Below are 19,421 nucleotides of genomic sequence, written 5' to 3' on the forward strand. Positions count from 1 at the left end.
GGCTCCGGCGCCGGACGGGGGCACGCCTCTCGCGCTCCGCGCGGCCCGCACCCCCCAGGTGCGCGGCCGCGGGACGCCCCGGCCGCAGCAGCGGGCGCCCCCGCCAGGGGCGCAGGCGCCGCGGTCCGCAACACCCATCTCACTCAGCTGCACATACGTTTCGAAAGGAATCCCACATGCACAAGTGGGTTCGCACATCCGCAAAGGCGGCCGTGCTCACGGCCGGCTTCGTGGCCCTGGGCGCCGGCGTGTCCTTCGCCGACAGCCACCCCACCACCACCGGGAACGGCTCCGCGCTGAGCGGCAACCAGCTGGTGGGCAACCTGGACCTGCCGGTGAACGTCTCGGGCAACGCGGTGGGCGCGGTCGGCGGCATCGCCGGCGCGGCCTCCCACCACGACGGCGCCGCGGTCCTCGACAGCGGCGACAGCGGTCCGCACACCTCGGGCAACGGCTCCCTGCTGAGCGGCAACCAGGCGGTGCTCGACGGCGACGTGCCGGTGAACGTCTCGGGCAACGCGGTGGGTGCGGTGCTGGGCACCGCGGGCGCCGCCTCCCACGGCAGCGGCTCGGCGGTCGTCCAGGGCGACGGCGGCCACCACCACATGGGCGACGACATCAGCTCCAGCGGCAACGGGGCGCTGGCCAGCGCCAACCAGCTGGTGGCCGACCTGGACGTCCCGGTGAACGCGGCCGGCAACGCGGTCGGCGCCGTGGGCGGGGTGGCCGGAGCGGCGGCCCACGACACAGGTGCGCTGGTGTCCGAGGGCGACGGCGCGCACGGCCGCGTCCACCAGGCCGCCCCCGGCGAGCAGCGCCAGGGGCTGCTGAACCGGCTCAACCTGGGCCGCCCGCTGCACCTCAGCCCCCACGCGGTCGACGCCGGACCCATCGTGCACCAGCGCGCGGGCGGCGGCGACGACATCAGGACCTCGGGCAACGGCTCGATCCTGGGCGGCAACCAGCTGGTGGCCGACCTGGACGTCCCGGTGAACGCGGCCGGCAACGCGGTCGGCGCCGTGGGCGGGGTCGCCGGAGCGGCGGCCCACGACACCGGTGCGCTGGTGGCCGACCACGGCGGCGACGACATCACGACCTCGGGCAACGGCTCCCTGCTGGGCGGCAACCAGGCGGTGCTGGACGGCGACGTGCCGGTGAACGTCTCGGGCAACGCGGTGGGCGCGGTGCTGGGCACCGCGGGCGCCGCCGCCCACGGCACCGGCGCCGCAGTGGTCGAGGGCGGGGGCGGCGACGTCCACCACACCTCCCACGAGTCCGGGGCGGCCGAGACGGTGCCGATGAGCAGCGAGCTGCCGGCGCCCTCCGACGTCGCCGACCGGGTGACCGCGGAGCTGCCGCTGCGCAACGAGCTGCCCGACCCCTCCGGCGTGCTTCCGCTGAACGCGGAGGTCCCGGGGACGCAGGCCGTCGAGGCCCAGGTGCCCGCCGACGTCTCCACTCCCGCGGAGCTGAGCGGCCTTTCGGACGCGACGTCCGGCGCGGCAGGGGCCGTCGAGGAGCAGGTCGGCGCCGACCTGGGCTTGTAGGCCGACGCGCGGCCCGTGCCGGTGCAGACCGGGCGGACTCGGGCCGCGGAATCCGATGGACCGGCGCGCGGTCGACGCGGTGCTCTCCCGCCAGCAATATGTCGTGGTGGACGGGCGGGGAGCGGGACGGGCGGCCGCTGCGCTGAAGCGGCGAGTCCTTACGGGGCTTCCGTGACGGACCGGCGCGCGGCCGGACCGAGCTTTCCCGCAGCAAGGATGTCGTGGTGGACAGGCGGGGGCCGGCCGGCCGTGGCGGCGGTCCTCTCGGAGCGTCCGAGGGGGCTCGCCGCTTGCGTGTGTGCACAGGCACGTCCGCGCACTGCGGGGCGCGGCTCATCGCCGCCGCGGCGCCAGGCGGCGGGCGGTCCGCCCGTCGGGCGGCCGGGGCCGGATCCGGTCACCCAGGGTCCGGCGGCCGCGGCGCGCCGGCGGTGTGTCGGAAATCACATCAGGCGGAGTTGCCGGAGGATCTTCCGGCGCAGCGTCACTCTGCGGCTTCCGTCGGGGAACAGGCGTACCCGGGCAAGTTCCCACTTCCCATACTCGGCCTGCTCGGTCAGCGCCTGGCGTGTGGCGCTGCGCGAGGTGCCGCGCGGGAAGCGGATCTCCCGGTATTCGTACTCAAGCATCGTTCTTATTCTGCGACCGCCGGCGGTGTTCGTGCCATACCGTTCGTACACGTGAACCACCGGCCCGACCGGTTAGCGGACCCGCTCAGGGCGGGCAGGCCGGTTCGCGCCGTCTCGGGAGAGCGAATCCCGTCGCCGTCGGTTACCGTCAGTGGCTGGGAATTCCGATGGCTGGCGGACCTGTTGACCGGTCGCACAGACAGCGCAAGGCGAGATGTAGGGGAAAAGCGTGCCACCCAAGAAGGGCAGCGCCGGCGAGAACGGCTCCACGGACACTGGGCAGCGGAGCGGCACCACCCGGCTGGTCGTCGTCGAGTCGTCCGTCAAGGCCAAGACCATCGCCGGCTACCTCGGCCGCGGATACGTCGTGGAGTCCAGCGTCGGCCACATCCGCGACCTGCCCACCAAGGCCGCCGATGTCCCGGCGCGCTACAAGGGCGAGCCGTGGGCGCGGCTCGGGGTGGACGTCGAGCACGACTTCAAACCCCTCTACATCGTCACGCCGGATAAGAAGCCGCAGGTCAAGCGGCTCAAGGAGCTGATCGCCGAGGCGGATGAGCTCTACCTCGCCACAGACGAGGACCGCGAGGGCGAGGCGATCGCCTGGCACCTGCTCGAGGAGCTGAAGCCGCAGATCCCCGTGCGCCGCATGGTGTTCAACGAGATCACCAAGGACGCCATCCGCCACGCGGCCGAGAACACCCGCGACCTCAACCTGCGGCTGGTCGACGCCCAGGAGACCCGGCGCGTCCTCGACCGCCTCTACGGCTACGAGGTCTCGCCGGTGCTGTGGAAGAAGGTCATGGTGCCCAAGCTCTCGGCGGGCCGGGTGCAGTCGGTGGCCACGCGGCTGGTCGTCGAGCGGGAGCGCGAGCGGATCTCCTTCGTCTCCGCCGACTACTGGGGCCTCAAGGCGGTCTTCGACGCGGTGGGCCGCGGCTCCGACGGCGACCCGACGACCTTCACCGCGGCGCTGGCCAGCGTGGACGGCGCCCGGGTGGCGGTGGGCCGCGACTTCACCTCCACCGGCGAGCTGCGCTCGGGTTCGGGCGTGCTGCACCTGGACGAGGAGGCGGCGCGCGGCTTGGTGCAGCGGCTGGCCGGCAGCGACTTCGCGGTGCGCTCGGTGGAGCGCAAGCCCTACAAGCGCTCGCCTTATGCCCCCTTCCGCACCACCACGCTGCAGCAGGAGGCGTCGCGCAAGCTGGGCCTGTCCTCCAAGCAGACCATGCAGGTGGCCCAGCGGCTGTACGAGAACGGGTTCATCACCTACATGCGTACCGACAGCACCACGCTGTCGGAGAACGCGATCGCCGCGGCCCGCGACCAGGCCACCCGCCTCTACGGTGCCGACTACCTGCCGGACAAGCCGCGCGCCTACTCCAGCAAGGTCAAGAACGCCCAGGAGGCCCACGAAGCCGTCCGCCCGGCCGGCGACACCTTCCGCACCCCCGCCGAGACCGGGCTCAGCGGTGCGGAGTTCCGCCTCTACGAGCTGATCTGGAAGCGCACGGTCGCCTCCCAGATGAAGGACGCGGTCGGCGAGTCGGTGACCGTGAAGGTGACCGGCACCTCCACCGCCGGCGAGGTGGCCGAGTTCACCGGTACCGGCAAGGTCATCACCTTCCACGGCTTCCTCAAGGCCTACGTCGAGGGCTCCGACGACCCCGACGCCGAGCTGGACGACCGCGAGCGCCGCCTGCCGCCGCTGGAGGAGGACGACCCGCTCAAGGCCGAGGACATCGAGGCCGAGGGGCACAGCACCCGCCCGCCGGCGCGCTACACCGAGGCCAGCCTGGTCAAGGAACTGGAGGACCGCGGGATCGGGCGGCCCTCCACCTACGCCTCGATCATCGGCACCATCCTCGACCGCGGCTACGTGTTCCGGAAGGGCTCGGCGCTGGTGCCCTCCTTCCTGGCCTTCGCCGTGGTCCAGCTGCTGGAGCGGCACTTCGGCAACCTGGTCGACTACGACTTCACCGCGCGCATGGAGGACATGCTCGACGGCATCGCCCGCGGCGAGGCCGAGAGCGTGCCGTGGCTGCGCCGGTTCTACTACGGCGCCGAGGAGCAGCCCGGTCTCAAGGAGCTCGTCGGCGACCAGCTCAGCGAGATCGACGCCAAGGAGGTCAGCTCCTTCCCGCTGGCCGGCACCGACATCATGATCCGCGTGGGGCGCTACGGCCCCTACATGGAGCGTGACGGCCAGCGGGTCAACGTGCCCGAGGACCTCGCTCCCGACGAGCTGACTCCGGAGAAGGCCGAGGAGCTGTTCGCCCAGCCCAGCGGCGACCGGGAGCTCGGCACCGATCCCGAGACCGGGCGGCCGATCGTGGCCCGCAACGGCAGGTTCGGCCCCTATGTCACCGAGGTGCTGGAGGAGTCCGAGAACGGCTCGGCCTCAGGCGCCAAGTCCAAGTCGAAGTCCAAGAACGCGCCCAAGCCGCGCACCGCGTCGCTGCTGAAGTCGATGTCCCTGGACACCATCACCCTGGAGGACGCGCTGAAGCTGCTGTCCCTGCCGCGGGTGGTGGGCGAGATCGACGGCGAGCAGGTGACCGCCCAGAACGGCCGTTTCGGCCCTTACCTGCGCAAGGGCACCGACAGCCGCTCGCTGGAGACCGAGGAGCAGATCTTCACGGTCACCGTGGAGCAGGCCAAGGAGCTGTTCGCCCAGCCCAAGCAGCGCGGCCGGCGTGCCGCGGCCTCGGCTCCGCTGCGCGAGCTGGGCAACGACCCCGAGACCGGCAGGCCGATGGTCGTCAAGGACGGCCGCTTCGGGCCGTATGTGACCGACGGGGAGACCAACGCCTCGCTGCGCAAGGGCGACGAGGTGGAGTCGATCACCGACGCCCGGGCGGGCGAACTGCTGGCCGAGCGGCGGGCGAAGGCTCCCGCGAAGAAGTCCGCGGCCAAGTCGTCGTCGGCCAAATCGTCCTCGGCGAAGTCGAGCTCGGGCAAGTCGGCGGGTTCGAAGTCCACGGGAACGAAGTCCACGGGAACGAAGTCCACGGGAACGAAGTCGACGGGAACGAAGAAGGCGGCGGCCAAGAAGAGCACCGCCGGCAGCGGGGCGCGTTCCGGCGCCAAGGACGGCACCCCCAAGGGCGGCGCATCGCAGTCCTGATCCGGGCGGGCGGGCCGCGCCCGGCCGCGCCGCGCCGGGTCCGCGAAGGCCGACGCGCGGTCGGTACGGCGGTGCGGGCCGGGGCCGGCCGGCCCCCTCCGGCGGCCGGCCCCGAGGCTGCGGCGAGCGGGTTGCGCGGTCACCCGTCGCCGCGGGCCGCCCCGCGAACGGCCGCGGCGCGGCGGAAGCCGGCGGCTGCGGCCGCGCGGTGTGACCGAAACGTCACGCCCGCCGCCCGCGCCGCGCCACCTCCAGGTCGGGGCGGACGCCCGTGCCCCCCGGCGGCGCGCGACCACCCTGCTCAGGCGGCCGCGGGGGTGGCGCCCTGGTGCGCCCGGCGCTACAGTGCCGCGACGGCTCCTTGACCGCCTGCGCGGCGCGAGGGGCGGGGGTACTGATCCCGCACTGCCGAGTGAGCTATCGCCTTTCTCACGTTTCGCACTAGGCTGGCGACTGCGCCCGCAGGACGGCCGGTTCGCTGTCCCCGGCCCGATCGGGGCCCAACGCCCACTTCCCAGCACCAGAACAGTCGATACCTTCATCGCTATGAGCAGATCTGCCCCCCTAGGAGCGCCGGGCGAGGCGCGCGGCGTCCTGTCCAGCAAGCCGTTCCGCCGCCTGTGGGCCACGCTGTCGCTGTCCAGCCTCGGCGACTGGCTCGGCCTGCTCGCCCTTCTCGCGCTGGCCGCCGCCCTGACCGCCGACGCGGACCCGCTCATGCGGGCCTACGCGGTCGCCGGCGCCGCCGCCGTCAAGCTCGCGCCGCCGGTGCTGCTGAGCCCGCTGTCGGGCCTGCTGGCCGACCGGTTCGACCGGCGCCTGACCATGGTCGCCGCCGACGCGGTGCGCGCCCTCCTCTACCTGTCCATTCCGCTCGTGGGGCGCCTGGACTGGCTCCTCATCGCCGGGTTCCTCGCCGAGATCGCGGCGCTGGCCTGGACCTCGGCCAAGGACGCGACCCTCACCGAGCTGGTCCCCAAGCGCAAGCTGGCCCAGGCCACCCGGGTGGGGCTGCTGACCGCCTACGGGGCCGCGCCCGCGGCCGGCCTGGTCTTCGCGGCGCTAGCGTCGCTGAGCTGGCTGGTGGGCGCGCTGCTGCCCGGCGGCGGGGACCGCGCCGAGGGCGCCTTCCTCGCACCCCAGGCCGACGCGGCCCTGTACGCTGCCGCGGCGGCGTTCCTCGCGGCGGCGCTGGCGGCTCTGCTGCTGCCCAAGCCGCGCCGTACGGCCGCCGAGGCCCCGCCCACGGCCGCCCCGGCGGGCCCTCCCGGCGCAGCGGGCGCAGCCGCCGAGAACGAGCGCACCACCCCGCTCGCCACCACCGAGGGCACCGCTCCGCTGGCGTCGGAGGCCACCGAGGAACTGCCGACCACACAGACCGCCGGCCAGGCCCACACCGAGAACGAGCGCACCACCCCGCTGTCTCCGGCACCCGAGCCCGCGGACACCGACGCGACGGCGCAGCTGCACCCCGCGCCCGAGCCGCCTCCCGCCGAGCCCGCTGCCAAGCCGGACGCAACCGACCGCCCCGCCGCCGCGCCGCGCCCGGCCGCGCGCCGCTACCGGCCCGAGAACCTGCTCCGCACGCTGTGGCAGGGCGGCCGGTTCGCCGGCACCACGCCCCTGGTGCGGGGACTGCTGGCCGGCATGGTCAGCGTCTTCCCCGCCGTCGCGGCCGTGGCCGGCGTGGCCCGGCTGCACGTGGCGAGCCTGGGAGCGGGCAACGCCGGGTTCGGCGTGCTCTTCGCCGCAGTCTTCGCCGGAATGGGGCTGGGCATGCTGGCGGGCCCGCGCATTCTGCACCACCTCAGCCGCCCGCGGCTGTTCGCGGTCGGCATGGCCGCCGCGGCCCTCGCGCTGCTGGCGGCGGGCCTGATCCCGAACATGGTCATGGCGGCGGTGCTGGTCTCGCTGGCAGGCGGCGCATCCGGGATCACCTGGGTCACCGGGATCACGCTTCTCCACCAGGAGCTGGAGGAGGACATCCGCAGCCGCACGCTGGGCTACCTCAACGCGGTGGCCCGGGCCGAGCTGCTGGTCGCGGTGGTCGCGGCCCCGCTACTGGCGGCGGTGATCCGCGACTACACGCTCGGCTACGGCGAGCTGACCTACGAGTTCCGGGGCACCGGCGCGGTGCTGCTGATCGCGGGCGTGCTGGTGCTGCTCGCCTCGCTGATCACCTACCGGCGCGTCGACCGCGGCGGCGAGGCCCCGCTGTTCAAGGAGTTGTTCGCGGCGCTGCGCGGCGTGCCGCTGCCCACCGGCGAGAACCCGCAGGAGGAGCAGCGCCTGCCGGGCACCTTCATCGTCCTGGAGGGCGGCGAGGGCGCCGGCAAGTCCACCCAGGCCGGACGGCTGTCGGTGTGGCTGCGTGAGGAAGGCTTCGAGGTGGTGACCACCCGCGAGCCCGGATCGAGCAAGCTGGGCATGCGGCTGCGCGCGCTACTGCTGGACCGCGAGCACACAGGGATGTCGGCGCGGGCCGAGGCGCTGCTGTATGCGGCAGACCGCGCCGAGCACGTCTCCTCGGTGGTCCTGCCGGCGCTGCGCCGCGGCGCGATCGTCATCAGCGACCGCTACATCGACTCCACGCTGGCCTACCAGGGCGCCGGGCGCGACCTGGCCCGCGAGGAGATCGAGCGCGTCAACGAGTGGGCGACCGAGGACCTGGTCCCGCACATGACGGTGCTGCTGGACATCCCGCCCGACGAGGGACTGGCCCGCCTGGGCGGCAGCACCGACCGCATGGAGGCCGAGTCCGAGGAGTTCCACGCGCGCGTGCGCCAGGGCTTCCGCGACCTTGCCGAGCGCGACCCGTCGCGCTACCTGGTGGTCGACGCCCGGGAGCCCGCCGAGGAGATCACCCGCGAGATCCAGCGCCGCCTGCGCCCGATCCTGCCCGATCCCGTGCCGCAGGACGCCGAGGCGATCACCGGGATGATGCCCACCATCAAGGAGTGACCGCGCTCGCCTGCCGAGCCGAGCACCGCGGCGCCGGCCGCCGGAGTCCGTACTCCGGCGGCCGGCGCCGTGTCATGACCGGGGGCCTTCCGGCGGCCGCGGTCCGGTGTCGGTGTCAGTGTCGGTGCCTATCCTGGGACGCGGACCCGGGCGGCGTTCGCCGCACCGGGCACGGGCCGAGTCGGCGATGCAACGGCAGCGGGGCGCAGCGGTGAGCGAACAAGTCGAATCCGGGCAGACCGGCGTCTTCGAAGCCCTGGTGGGCCAGGAGGCCGTGGTCGAGCGCCTGCGCGCGGCCACCCGCGCCGCGGGCGACCTCCTCGCCGGAGGACCGGGCGAGGGCATGACCCACGCCTGGCTGTTCACCGGGCCTCCCGGTTCCGGCCGGAGCGAGGCCGCGCGCGCCTTCGCCGCCGCCCTGCAGTGCCCTTCCGGAGGCTGCGGTGCCTGCGGCGCCTGCCATCAGGTGCTCGCCGGAACCCACGCCGACGTCCTCTACGTGCGCCCCAGCGGGCTCACCTTCGGCGTCGACAAGACCCGCGAGCTGGTGCTGCAGGCGGCCTCGCGGCCCACCAGCGGGCGCTTCCGCATCGTGCTGTTCGAGGACGCCGACCGCGCCACCGAGGCCGCCTCCAACGCGCTGCTCAAGGCGGTCGAGGAGCCCTCGCCGCGCACGGTGTGGCTGCTGTGCACCCCCACCGCCGAGGACATGCTCGTCACCATCCGCTCCCGCTGCCGCCAGGTCACCCTGCGCACGCCCCCGACGTCGGCGGTGGTCGACCTGCTGGTGCGGCGCGAGAACGTCGACCCCGAGCAGGCGGCGCAGGCCGCCCGGGCGGCCTCGGGCAACGTCGAACGCGCCCGGCAGCTGGCCACCGACCCCGAGGCCCGGGAGCGGCGCTCGGAGGTATTGGGGATACCGGCCCGGCTGGACGGCACGGGCGCGTGCGTGGCCGCCGCCGCCCGGCTCTACGAGCTCGCCGAGGCCGAGGCCAAGGCCGCCACGGCCGGACTGGACGAGCAGGAGCGCGCCGACCTCAAGGCCGCCTTCGGCGAGGGCTCCACCGGCAAGGGCGTGGCCAAGGCCGTGCGCGGCGCCTCGGGGGCGCTGAAAGACCTGGAGGAGCAGCAGAAGCGCCGCGCCACCAGGATCAAGCGCGACACCTACGACACCGCCCTGATGGACCTGGTGGCGTTCTACCGCGACGTGCTGGCCGTCCAGCTGGGCGCGCGGGTGGAGCTGTCCGCCGCGAGCCACGAGGGCGACCTGCACCGCGTCGCGCGCGCCTCCGGCCCCGAGTCCACCCTGCGCCGTATCGACGCGATCATGCTCTGCCGCGAGCGCATCGCAGCCAACGTGCATCCCCAGATCGCGATGGAGGCCATGACGGCGGCGCTGTACCAGGGCTGAGCCCCGCCCCGCGGGCGCCCGGCACGGCCGCATACGGCCGGGGCCGCCGCCGGCTGTGGACGGCGCAGCGCGCGGCGGCGCGCAGGGCCTAAAGTGGCGCCGTGGACACCTCCCGGATCGCCGAACCCCCCGTCGCGGCGGGCATCCTCCGCCCGCCCCGGCCGCACCGCTCGGGCCGCGCGCCTGCGTGCGGGCCGCGGCACGCCGCGGCGGATGCGGGGGCGGCGTGAGGTACCCGGGGTACCCGGTCCGCTTGGCCGCGGCAGTACTGGCGCTCGCCGCCGCGCTGGCCGGCTGCAGCGGTACCGAGGGCGGACCGCCCGGCACCGCGGACCCTCCCGGCAGCGGGCTCGGCCGGTTCTACGACCAGCGCATCGACTGGCGCGACTGCGGCGACGACGGCGCGCAGTGCGGCACCTTCGCGGTCCCGCTGGACTACTCCCGACCCGGCGGCGAACGGCTGGAGATCGCGGTCAAGCGGTTTCCCGCGTCCGGGCCCGATCCCATCGGCTCGCTCGTCGTCAATCCCGGTGGCCCAGGAGGGTCGGGGGTCGATTACGCCGAGACCGCGGCGCTGCGCGTCGGCGACTCCGTCCGCGAGCGCTTCGACATCGTCGGCTTCGACCCGCGCGGGGTCGAGCGCAGCGCCCCGCTCACCTGCCTGCGCGGGGTGAAGATGGACGACTTCATCGCCGTCGACTACACCAGCACGACCGGCGACTCCGACCCCGCCGAGGTCAGCGAGTCCGGTCTCACCGATCTCGCCCGCCTCAACCGGGGGTTCGTCGAGGGCTGCCGGGAGCACTCCGGCGACCTGATGCTGCACGTGGGCACCGACGAGGTCGCCCGCGACATGGACGTGCTGCGCTCGGCGCTGGGCGACGACAAGCTCAGCTTCCTCGGCAAGTCCTACGGCACCTACCTCGGCGCGCACTACGCCGACCGGTTCCCGCAGCGGGTGCGGGCGCTGGTGCTCGACGGCGCTCTGCACCCCTCCGCCGGCATCGTCCGGCTCGGCATGCAGCAGGCCGAGGGCGCCGAGGTCGCGCTGCGGTCCTTCGTCCGCGACTGCCTGGGGCGGCCTGACTGCCCGCTCGGGGGCCCGGGGGACGGCGTGGACTCGGCGATCGCGAAGCTGACCGGGCTGCTTGAGGACGCCGGCCGCGACCCGCTGCGCAGCACGCTGGACGACGGCCGCCGGGCCGGCCGCTCCTGGCTGGAGCTGGGCATCCACTCGGCGCTCTACAGCAAGGGCTCCTGGCCGCGGCTGCGCACGGCGCTGGCCGCGGCCGTCGAGGGCGACGGCACCCGGCTGCTGGAGATGGCCGGCGACCTCTACAACCGGGGCGACTCCGCCGAGTACAGCAACTACACCTCGGCGCTGGTCGCGGTGAACTGCTCGGACCGGCAGAGCCCGCGCGACATCGGCGCCTTCGAGAAGGCGGTCGACAAGGCGGACGCGGCCTCCCCTCTGTTCGGGGCCGCCCTGACATGGGGCGGCTTGACCTGCGCCTACTGGCCGCAGGAGGCGGTGGCCGAGCCCGAGCCGCTGGACGCCCCCGCAGCGCCGCCCATCCTGGTCGTGGGCACCACCCGCGACTCCGCCACCCCCTATGCATGGGCGCAGGCCATGGCCCGGGAGCTGGAGTCGGGAGTGCTGCTGACCTACGACGGCGACGGGCACACCGCTTATGGTCGCGGCAGCGCCTGCGTCGACGACGCGGTCGACACCTACCTGCTGCGCGCCGAGCCGCCCGATGAGGGCACCGTGTGCTCGTGAGGGCCGCTTGCGCGTACCGGTCGGCAGTCGGGAGGCGCTACACTGGTGACCGCTCCGCACCGCCGGAGCTGCGCCGCCTTAGCTCAGTCGGTAGAGCGATTCACTCGTAATGAATAGGTCGTCGGTTCGATTCCGACAGGCGGCTCCGAGGAGAAGGCCCGGGTCCGGCCCCACCGGTCGGCCCGGGCCTTTCGCGTGCCCGGCAGCCGCCGGCCGACAGTGACGCTTCGTGCGAACATCGGCGCACTGGGTAGGGGTCGGGGTATGAGTCTGCTGCTGATGGTGCTGGCGCTGCTGGGGGCACTGGCCGTGCTGGGCGCGGGCGCCTGGGTGGCGGCGCAGTTGCGGGGCCGCTACCAGGAGACGGAGCCGGGCGGGGCGGCCCCGGCCGTCGCCGCCTCCGCCGAGTCGCCCGCCGGCGGCTACACCCTGCTCGACGCCGCCGGAGGGGACGCCGACGCCGTGCCCGCGCTCCCGGAGGACACCCTCGGCCGCGTCCGCGGACTCCTCGCCGAGGGCCGCGGCAACGAGGCGATCGGCGCCGTCCGCGACGCCACCGGCTGCGACGCCCGGCGCGCCGAGGAGATCGTCGCGGAGATCCGCCGTTCGGCGTAGTCGCAAGCATCTGCGGGGTCCGCGGTCCGCAGTCCGGCGGGAAACGTCGGGTCCGTGTGGAACCATGCCCGGCATGGAAAACGAGAAGCCCGACGTCGCGGTCGATGCCGTCAGGAACACCCTCCGCCGCCTGCCTCTCGAGTTCACCGATTCGCAATGGGTGGGCCGGGTCGGCGACCTCGTGGTGGCCGACGGCGACAGGGTGAAGTTGAATACACCCGCCAACTGGAGGGACGGCGGGTTCCGCTACCCGGCTCCGCCGGGTGCCCATCCGGTCTACGCGGCCGCCCATGATTCGGGCGAGCCCGGGGCCCCGCGCTTTCTGGTGACCCACGTGTTCCTGCCCTTTGCGCCGTGGGAGCAGGTGGCCGAGGCGCACTGGAAGCGCTTCAACGACGGTGTGGGATCGCCGATCGAAGACTGCGCGTGCCTGTGGACCGACCGGTCGGAGGATGCGGCGCTTGGCCTCTGGAAGGACAGCGGGAGCGACTCCATCCCCTGGATCGAGGAGGCGGTGGGTTCCGATGAGGTTCTCGCCAGGCCGGGAAACTACCCCCAGGCAATCGCCGATGCGGGTTCCGGCGTGAACGTCCTCGGGTTTCCGGTGGTGGTGCAGGGCTTCGTCGAGGGCTATACCGCACGCAACGACGCCGGCGACCTCCTCGCCCTGATCCTCTGGGCCGAGGAGAACTGATCCCCTCCCCTGCTGAACCGCACTGCGGCACCCGTCGGCCCTCCCCGGATTCCCGGCCGGCGGCCCGTTCCGCTTACGGGTTGGGCAGCACGTCGCCCAGGTCGGGGAACGCCTCCAGGTAGCCGTCGAGCAGGGTGCGGGCGGTGGTGACCGAGTCGACCAGGGGGTGGGTGGCGAAGGCCCGCAGCGCCGCGGTGCGGGATCCAGTGCGCACCGCCTCCAGGACGTCGCGCTCCACCGACTTGACCGCAAGCACCAGCGCCAGTTGGTGCCCGGCCAGCGGTGCGGCGGCCAGCGGCTGGGCGCCGCCCCCGTCGACCAGGCAGGGCACCTCCACCACCGCGTCGTCGTCCAGCCCGGCCAGCGCGCCCCGGTTGCGGACGTCGACGATCAGCCGCGCCGGCTCGTCGCGCGCCAGCGCCCGCATCACCGCCAGCGCCACCTCCTCGTAGCCGCCGCCGTCCAGGTCCTCCGCGGCGCGCTCGACGCCTCCGGCGGCGCGGCGGTTGTCGGCCATGTAGCCGCGCTCGCGCGCCAACCGGGCGCGGTCCCACAGCTCGAACGCCTCACCCGGCCGCGCGGCGGCCTCGCGGTAGAAGCCGCGCTGCTGCTCGACCAGTTCCTCGCCGCGGGTCATGCGCTCGCGGGCGGAGTCGGCCGCAGCGGCGGCGGCCTCCCGCGCCATGTAGAAGTAGTGCAGGTACTCGTTGGGCAGGGCGCCCAGCGCGCGCAGCCACTCGGCGCCGAAGAGCCGGCCCTCCTCGAAGGAGGCGAGCGCCTCGGTGTCGGCCAGCAGGTCGGGCAGCCGGTCGCGGCCCCCGCTCCGCAGCGCGCGCAACCAGCCCAGATGGTTCAGCCCTGCGTAGTCGGCGCGGACCTCGGCCGGGTCCAGGCCCAGCGCGCGGGCGGCACGGCGGCTCAGGCCCACGGGGGAGTCGCAGATCCCGATCACGCGGTCTCCCAGCACCGCCGACATCGCCTCGGTGACCAGGCCCGCCGGGTTGGTGAAGTTGACGACCCAGGCTCCGGGCGCGTGCTCGGCGACGGCCCGGGCCACGCGGTGCACGACGGGCAGGGTGCGCAGGCCGTAGCTGATGCCGCCGGCGCCGACCGTCTCCTGGCCGATGACGCCGGCCGACAGCGCGATGCGCTCGTCGGTCACCCGCCCGGGCATCGCGCCGACCCGGATCGCGGAGAACACCATGCCCGCGCCGTCGAGCGCCTCGGCCAGGCTGCCGGCGGTGCGCACGGACAGCAGCGGCTCGCCGTGGGAGGCGCGGTGGGTGTCGCGCTGGCGGTCCAGCACGGCGCGGATGCCGCCGAGCCGGTGCTCGTCGGTGTCGAACAGGACGACCTCGGAGACGACGGCGTCGCTGCGCAGCGACTCGGCGAGCAGGGCCCGGTGCACGAGCGGCACGCGGAACCCGCCGCCGCCCAGAATCGCCAGTCGCACGTCGGCGTCTCCTTTCCGCCGGAGCGGTTCCCGCTGACCACCGTAGTCTGCACCTGAGAGGGCGAATGTGTGCGGTCTCAACCGTGCCGGCGGCGCCGTCCTTGCGTAGCCTGCACATCTAGGACTCTTGTACGAATCTTGGGCACGGGCCTCCACGGGGGCCGGCGATCGCGGGGATGACCATGGGCGTGCAGACACGTGTGAGCGGGAAGCAGGGAGCCAAGTCCAGCGGCCGCCTGGAGTCGGCGCCCCTCGTCGGCCGGCCGCACGACGTCCTGGCGGGCGACCGGGAGCCCGACCGCCCGGCGGTCGACCTGGCACTCAGCGGGACGGTGTTCTTCGACATCGTGCTCACCGGGCTGACGGCCCCGCCCGCGGCGGGCACCGAGGTCGGTGCCGAAGGCATGGGGTCGTGCCCGGGAGGGGTCGCCAACCTGGCCGTCGCGGCGTCGCGGCTGGGACTGCGCACGGCGGTCGCGGCGGCCTTCGGCGAGGACGTCTACGGCGACTTCGCCTGGGAGACGCTGAGCGAGCAGGAGCGCGTCGACCTGTCGGCGTCGCGGCGCATCCCCGACTGGCATTCGCCGTTCACCGTGTCGCTGGCCTACCGCGGCGACCGCAGCATGGTCACCCACGAGCACCCCTCGCCCACGCCGCAGGAGGAGATGGCCCACGGCCTGCCGCAGGCCCGCGCGGCGTTCGTCAGCCTGAGCACGGGCACCGGGGTGCCGCAGTGGGCGCTGGACCAGGCCGCCAACGGGGCGCGCATCTTCGCCGACGTGGGCTGGGACGACAGCGGGACGTGGTGCCCCTCGGTGCTGGAGCAGCTGCGGCACTGCCACGCGTTCGTGCCCAACGCCATCGAGGCGATGTCCTACACCCGTACCGGCAGCCCGGCCTCGGCGCTGTCGGCGCTGGCCGAGTACGTGCCGGTGGCGGTGGTAACCGACGGCCCGCGCGGGGCGCTGGCCGTGGACCAGTGCACCGGCGAGTCGGCCGAGGTGGAGGGGCTGGTCCTGGAGGCCGTCGACACCACGGGGGCGGGCGACGTCTTCGGCGCCGCGTTCATCGTCGGGACGCTGGCGAACTGGCCGCTGGAGCAGCGGCTGCGGTTCGCCAACCTCTCGGCCGCCCTGTCGCTGCGCCACACCGGGGGATCGCTCTCGGCGCCGGGATGGGCCGACATCGCCTCGTGGTGGGGCCGGACCGCCGCCGACCACGGCGAGACCGCGCGCAGGCTGGCCCGCGACTACGGGTTCCTGGCCGACCTGGTGCCGCTGTCGTGGCTGCCGACCGAGCAGCGCCGGGCCAGCGCGACGATCGGCCTGCGCACCTGAGGCGCCGCCGGGCCGCGGTCAGCAGGGCGCGCAGGGCCAGGTGCCGTCGACGACCTGCCCGTGGCCGGGGCGGCGCTTGTCCAGCCACTCCTGCCGGCTGCGCGCGTATGCCGCGGCCCATTCGATCTGCCGCTTGTGCAGCTCCGGCAGGCCCAGCGCCGCGATCTCGGGGCGGCGGGCGCCGATCTCGCACGCCAGCGCCAGGCAGGCCGCCGCGTCGCCGAGGGCGGTGTGGGCGTCGCGCAGACCGACGCGGTAGAACTCGCACATCGCCGCCAGGTTGCGCGGCCCCCGCCGGTAGGGATCGGTGCCGCGGTCGATGACGAGGGGGTCGATGACGGGGGAGAGCGCCTCGGCGCCGATGCGGTCGGTCAGCGGCGCGAGCCCGTGGCGCCGCAGCTCGGCCTCCAGCACCATCAGGTCGAAGGGCGCGTTGAAGACGGCCAGGCCGCGCTCGGCGGCGAGGTGGGCGCTGACGGCCTCGGCGATCTCGTCGAGCGCTTTGGGCGCGGGGAGGCCCTCGTCGCGGGCGCGCTCGTTGGTGATGCCGTGGACGGCGATGGCGTCCTCGGGGATCCGGCGCTCGCCGGGGTCGACCAGCCAGGTGCGCTCGGTGCCGGCCGAGTCGACGAAGGCCGCGGAGACCAGGAACGCCTCGCGGGGGTCGCGCGAGGAGGTCTCGCAGTCGTAGCCGGCGAGCGGTCCGGTGTGCCAGCCGATGTGGTCGCCGCGCGGCGGGGGTTCGGGCCGGGGCTCGTGCTCGGTGCAGTAGGTGCGCCACCGCCCGTCCTGCTTGAGCACGACACCCTCTTGGGTCGCCACAGGGGTGCCGCAGGAGGTGCAGGTTCCCGGGTAGCGGTTGCGCATCGTACTCCCCAAACTCCCCAAGTTTTCTTTACGTCCGGGTCATGCTAGCGCCGGGTGCCGACGTTCTCGGGCTGACAGGCGGTTCGGGCCGTTGCGGGCGGTGCGCGGGAGGGGCCGCCGGCCCTGGTGGAGCGCCGCTGCGCGGCGAAGTCCCGCAGGGCACGACATGACTCCCCGGTCACGGGGGTAGACAGATTCAACGCGCGACGGATTCGCGTATGGAGCACCCGGAAGCCGAACGTCGCGGTCGGAGCGGCCGCACGCCGTAGGAAAAGGGGAGACCATGAGCCTGGACGAGGCAGGACGCCAGCTCGAAGCCGCCATCCACGACGCGCGCGTGTCGTTCGACTGCATCGAACTGGACGACCTGGAACGGGCGCACACCAACGCCATCACCGCACGTGCGGCCGTGGACGCCGCGGAGTACGCGATCCGGGTCGAGGTGGAGCGCCGTGCGGCCGAGAAGGGCGAATCCGGCGGCGCGGAGTCGGCGCCGGGCTCACGGGAGCCCGGGGGCCCCTCGGAGGAGCTCAGCGGCTAGCCGGCCCGCCCCGCCCCCGGGTGCCTGCGGGGGTCCGGGGCGAAGGGCGCCCGATATCGAACACAGGTTCGATCTCGGCTATGCTGGAAACATGCCTGACCAGCAGATATCTCCTGACTGGCCGGAAAGCGTGCATCCGCCGGGATCCGAGTCGTTCGAGCAGACGGCCACCGTTTGGCTGTTCGACCACGTGCCCGCCGACTACCGGCTGCACGGCGTGCTGCGGCGGCATCCGGTCGCGCTTTCGCGGCTGGCGCGCCAGCACGTCGCGTCCTCGCTCGAAGGGGCGCGCCAGGGATACCGCACCGCGCGGGTGGACCTCCGCGACCATCTGCCCCAGCACGCCGTCGACCAGGTCATGCACGCCTACCAGGCCGAGGGCAAGCGGATGGCCGCGCTGCTGCGGTCGATCGAAGCGGTCGACGAGGCGCTGCGCGCGGCGGCCGGCGGCGCCGGGTAGTGCGCCGCGGGGGTCAGCCGGCGACGCGTACCACGACCGCGGGCTCGCCGCCGGTGTTGATCAGCTGGTGGTCGTCGGCCGAGCCGAGCACGCGGGCGCGGTCGCCGGTCAGCTCCTGCACCGCCTGCATCTCGCGGTCGGGGGCGACGGTGACCATGTGCACGCGGCCGCGGGCCAGGTGCACGACGGCCGCGCTCCGGCGGCTCTCGGCCGGGATCTCGGCGAATCCGTTGGGTTCCAGCACCAGGATGCTCACGCGCATCCGCCCGGCCGCCGTGCGCCGGGCCGCGCGCGGCGCCGGCTGCCAGCGGCCCCTGCGGCGGGGCCACAGCGCCGGCCGCGCCAGTGCGGTGGCGGCGGCCCGCGCGGCGGCGGCGAGCCGCCCGATCGTCGGGGCGCCGCCGGTACGCAGGTGCGGATAGGGGGCGGGGTGCCCGGCGAGCACGATGTCGCCGATGCCCTCGGGCGATGCCGTCGGCGTCACGTCCGCGGTCCGGGAGCTTGCGGGGTCTGCGGACCCGCTGTGATCGGTGCGGTGCTCGGCGTGTCCGGTCGCGGTTGCGGCGGTGTCGTAAGTCATGGGTGAAGCTGTCCTTCGGGGCGTGGAGCGCTCGGCGCACAGCACCGGCACTGCGGGAATCGGGCCGATACAGCCGTGACACGGGGCGGCGCCCATGGCGGGCGGCCGACGAAGCCGGTGGGATCCGAGCGCGAGCGGCGCCGTCAGGCGGCGCTGGGGCGCGGACCGGCTCAGCGGTGGTCGCGGCAGGGCGGACAGCAACACAGGCAGCGCACACCGACCGCACGGCGAGCGCCGACGGCGGCGCTGCGAGCCATGAAGGGCCGATCAGAACGGGTGCGCGGATGCATACCGAATAGAACACCAACCCGCGCACGGGGTGTCAAGCGCGCCGGCGAAACCGCAACCGGGTGTCGCGCGCATCACGTGCACCGGGGCGGGCGGGGAGGAGTGGGTGGACACGCAGGCAGTGCCCGGAAATGTGGGATCTGTCCGGACCAATTTTCGGTAAACGCGTTGCGGCGCCGCCTGCTTCGGTGATGGCATAAGAAACCGCTGAAGACCGGAACCCGCGCCGGCGTCCGCGCCCGAGCGGGCAGGCGGGTTCGCGAGCCGCCCTCCTCGCGCGCGGCGCACCCGGCCGCGGCGGCCGCTCGGCAGGCGGCGCGGCGGAGCGGGACGAAAACGAGCGCGCGCCTGCCGAGCAGGTCGCGCCGGAGGTGATCGTTGGGGGGCGGCGGAGCGGTGCGGCCCGACGGAAGCGGGCAATCCTCCGCCGCGCCCGAGGGCAGGTGGATCCGGATCGCGGTACGCGCGGCGGTGTGCGCCGCCGCCGGGGTGATGGCCGCGGGCTTTGTGGACTGGCGGGCCGGTGCGCTGGTGGCCGGGCTGGCGGCCCTGACCTATCTCCTGCTGGGCGCGGTCCGCCGCACCCGCTCGGGCGCCGCGGCCTCGGTACTGCGGTCCCTGCGCGGCCGCGGATACCGGGTGGTCCCCGACGGCGGCGGGCGCTACGTGGTCGCGGGCCCCGGAGGCGTGTACCTGCTCGCCGGCACCCGCCGCAGGGCCGCACAGCACGGTTCCGGCGAGTGGCGCATCGGTCCGGTGCCCGCCGAGAGGATCGCCGAGCGCCTCGCCGGACGGGCCGCCCGCCTGGACCGGCTGCTGGGGGCCGGGGAAGGGGGCTCCGGCGGCGCGCCGCACCTCCGGGACGACGCCTCGGCCGGTTCCCCGGCACCGCCCGAGTCCGGGGTGGTGCCGGTGATCCTGGTCGCCGGGCGCCGACCGGAAGCGGTCGTCGAGCTGGGAAGGGCGCTGCTGGCCCGCCCGCGACCCGCCCTGCGGCACATCCTCGGCCGAGGCGACGTGCTCACCGCGGAACAGGCGCGCCTGATCGCCGCGCGGATCCGGCGCCGCCGCTCCTCGGCCTGAACCCCGCGCGACCCCGGTCCGCGGACCCGGCTCCGCGCCGACCGCGCC

15 protein-coding genes and 1 tRNA gene are annotated in these 19,421 nt (G+C 74.4%); 12 read left to right on the plus strand and 4 right to left on the minus strand.

Translation table 11 applies throughout. From position 1 onward, the window contains the following. The first annotated feature begins 176 nt into the window (after positions 1-176). Positions 177-1,547 carry a hypothetical protein gene (locus tag FZ103_RS11655; protein ID WP_156000700.1) on the plus strand — a complete coding sequence of 457 codons (1,371 nt, stop codon included), beginning with the start codon at positions 177-179 and terminating at the stop codon, positions 1,545-1,547. A 443-nt stretch (positions 1,548-1,990) separates the two neighbouring features. Here FZ103_RS11655 and FZ103_RS11660 read toward each other — a convergent pair whose 3' ends face one another. Then, positions 1,991-2,176 (minus strand): DUF5703 family protein, encoded by a 186-nt coding sequence (locus FZ103_RS11660; protein ID WP_156000701.1) that lies wholly within the window; start codon positions 2,174-2,176, stop codon positions 1,991-1,993. 229 nt (positions 2,177-2,405) lie between these two features. On the opposite strand from FZ103_RS11660, the gene topA reads away from it, so the two are divergent. The 7 genes from topA (at position 2,406) to FZ103_RS11695 (ending at position 12,764) form a co-directional block, all read left to right on the plus strand. Further along, complete coding sequence (gene topA / locus FZ103_RS11665) at positions 2,406-5,303, plus strand: type I DNA topoisomerase (protein ID WP_186356133.1); 2,898 nt, start codon at positions 2,406-2,408, stop codon at positions 5,301-5,303. A gap of 546 nt (positions 5,304-5,849) precedes the next feature. Further along, on the plus strand, positions 5,850-8,264 hold the full coding sequence (tmk, locus tag FZ103_RS11670; protein WP_156000702.1) for a dTMP kinase: 2,415 nt from the start codon (positions 5,850-5,852) through the stop codon (positions 8,262-8,264). A 211-nt stretch (positions 8,265-8,475) separates the two neighbouring features. Beyond that, entirely contained in the window at positions 8,476-9,675 is a 1,200-nt protein-coding gene (locus FZ103_RS11675) for a DNA polymerase III subunit delta' (protein ID WP_343233479.1), read from the plus strand. A 253-nt stretch (positions 9,676-9,928) separates the two neighbouring features. Continuing rightward, a complete protein-coding gene (locus FZ103_RS11680) occupies positions 9,929-11,455 on the plus strand; it encodes an alpha/beta hydrolase (protein ID WP_156000704.1) in 1,527 nt (508 codons plus the stop codon). A gap of 72 nt (positions 11,456-11,527) precedes the next feature. After that, positions 11,528-11,600: transfer RNA gene (locus FZ103_RS11685), tRNA-Thr, on the plus strand. 119 nt (positions 11,601-11,719) lie between these two features. Next, positions 11,720-12,070 (plus strand): hypothetical protein, encoded by a 351-nt coding sequence (locus FZ103_RS11690; RefSeq protein WP_156000705.1) that lies wholly within the window; start codon positions 11,720-11,722, stop codon positions 12,068-12,070. Positions 12,071-12,143: 73 nt separating this feature from the next. Then, a complete protein-coding gene (locus FZ103_RS11695) occupies positions 12,144-12,764 on the plus strand; it encodes a hypothetical protein (RefSeq protein ID WP_156000706.1) in 621 nt (206 codons plus the stop codon). Positions 12,765-12,837: 73 nt separating this feature from the next. Here FZ103_RS11695 and FZ103_RS11700 read toward each other — a convergent pair whose 3' ends face one another. Then, positions 12,838-14,217 carry a 6-phospho-beta-glucosidase gene (locus FZ103_RS11700; protein WP_186356134.1) on the minus strand — a complete coding sequence of 460 codons (1,380 nt, stop codon included), beginning with the start codon at positions 14,215-14,217 and terminating at the stop codon, positions 12,838-12,840. A 188-nt stretch (positions 14,218-14,405) separates the two neighbouring features. On the opposite strand from FZ103_RS11700, the gene FZ103_RS11705 reads away from it, so the two are divergent. Beyond that, positions 14,406-15,554: a carbohydrate kinase family protein gene (locus FZ103_RS11705; protein WP_343233480.1), complete on the plus strand. Its 1,149-nt coding sequence runs from the start codon at positions 14,406-14,408 to the stop codon at positions 15,552-15,554. Between the two features lie 18 nt (positions 15,555-15,572). Here the strand turns inward: FZ103_RS11705 and FZ103_RS11710 are convergent, their stop codons facing one another. After that, positions 15,573-16,421, minus strand: a complete 849-nt coding sequence (locus FZ103_RS11710; RefSeq protein WP_156000708.1) for an exonuclease domain-containing protein — start codon at positions 16,419-16,421, stop codon at positions 15,573-15,575. A 283-nt stretch (positions 16,422-16,704) separates the two neighbouring features. Between FZ103_RS11710 and FZ103_RS11715 the strand changes: the two genes are divergently transcribed. Further along, entirely contained in the window at positions 16,705-16,962 is a 258-nt protein-coding gene (locus FZ103_RS11715) for a hypothetical protein (RefSeq protein ID WP_156000709.1), read from the plus strand. Between the two features lie 91 nt (positions 16,963-17,053). Next, positions 17,054-17,422 (plus strand): hypothetical protein, encoded by a 369-nt coding sequence (locus tag FZ103_RS11720; protein ID WP_156000710.1) that lies wholly within the window; start codon positions 17,054-17,056, stop codon positions 17,420-17,422. A gap of 13 nt (positions 17,423-17,435) precedes the next feature. Here FZ103_RS11720 and FZ103_RS11725 read toward each other — a convergent pair whose 3' ends face one another. Next, entirely contained in the window at positions 17,436-18,002 is a 567-nt protein-coding gene (locus tag FZ103_RS11725; RefSeq protein WP_255429886.1) for a hypothetical protein, read from the minus strand. A 684-nt stretch (positions 18,003-18,686) separates the two neighbouring features. Here FZ103_RS11725 and FZ103_RS11730 point away from each other — a divergent pair. Further along, positions 18,687-19,373, plus strand: a complete 687-nt coding sequence (locus FZ103_RS11730) for a hypothetical protein (RefSeq protein ID WP_343233481.1) — start codon at positions 18,687-18,689, stop codon at positions 19,371-19,373. Positions 19,374-19,421 lie beyond the last annotated feature (48 nt).

This window comes from Streptomonospora sp. PA3 (assembly GCF_009728995.1).
Lineage (GTDB): Bacteria > Actinomycetota > Actinomycetes > Streptosporangiales > Streptosporangiaceae > Streptomonospora.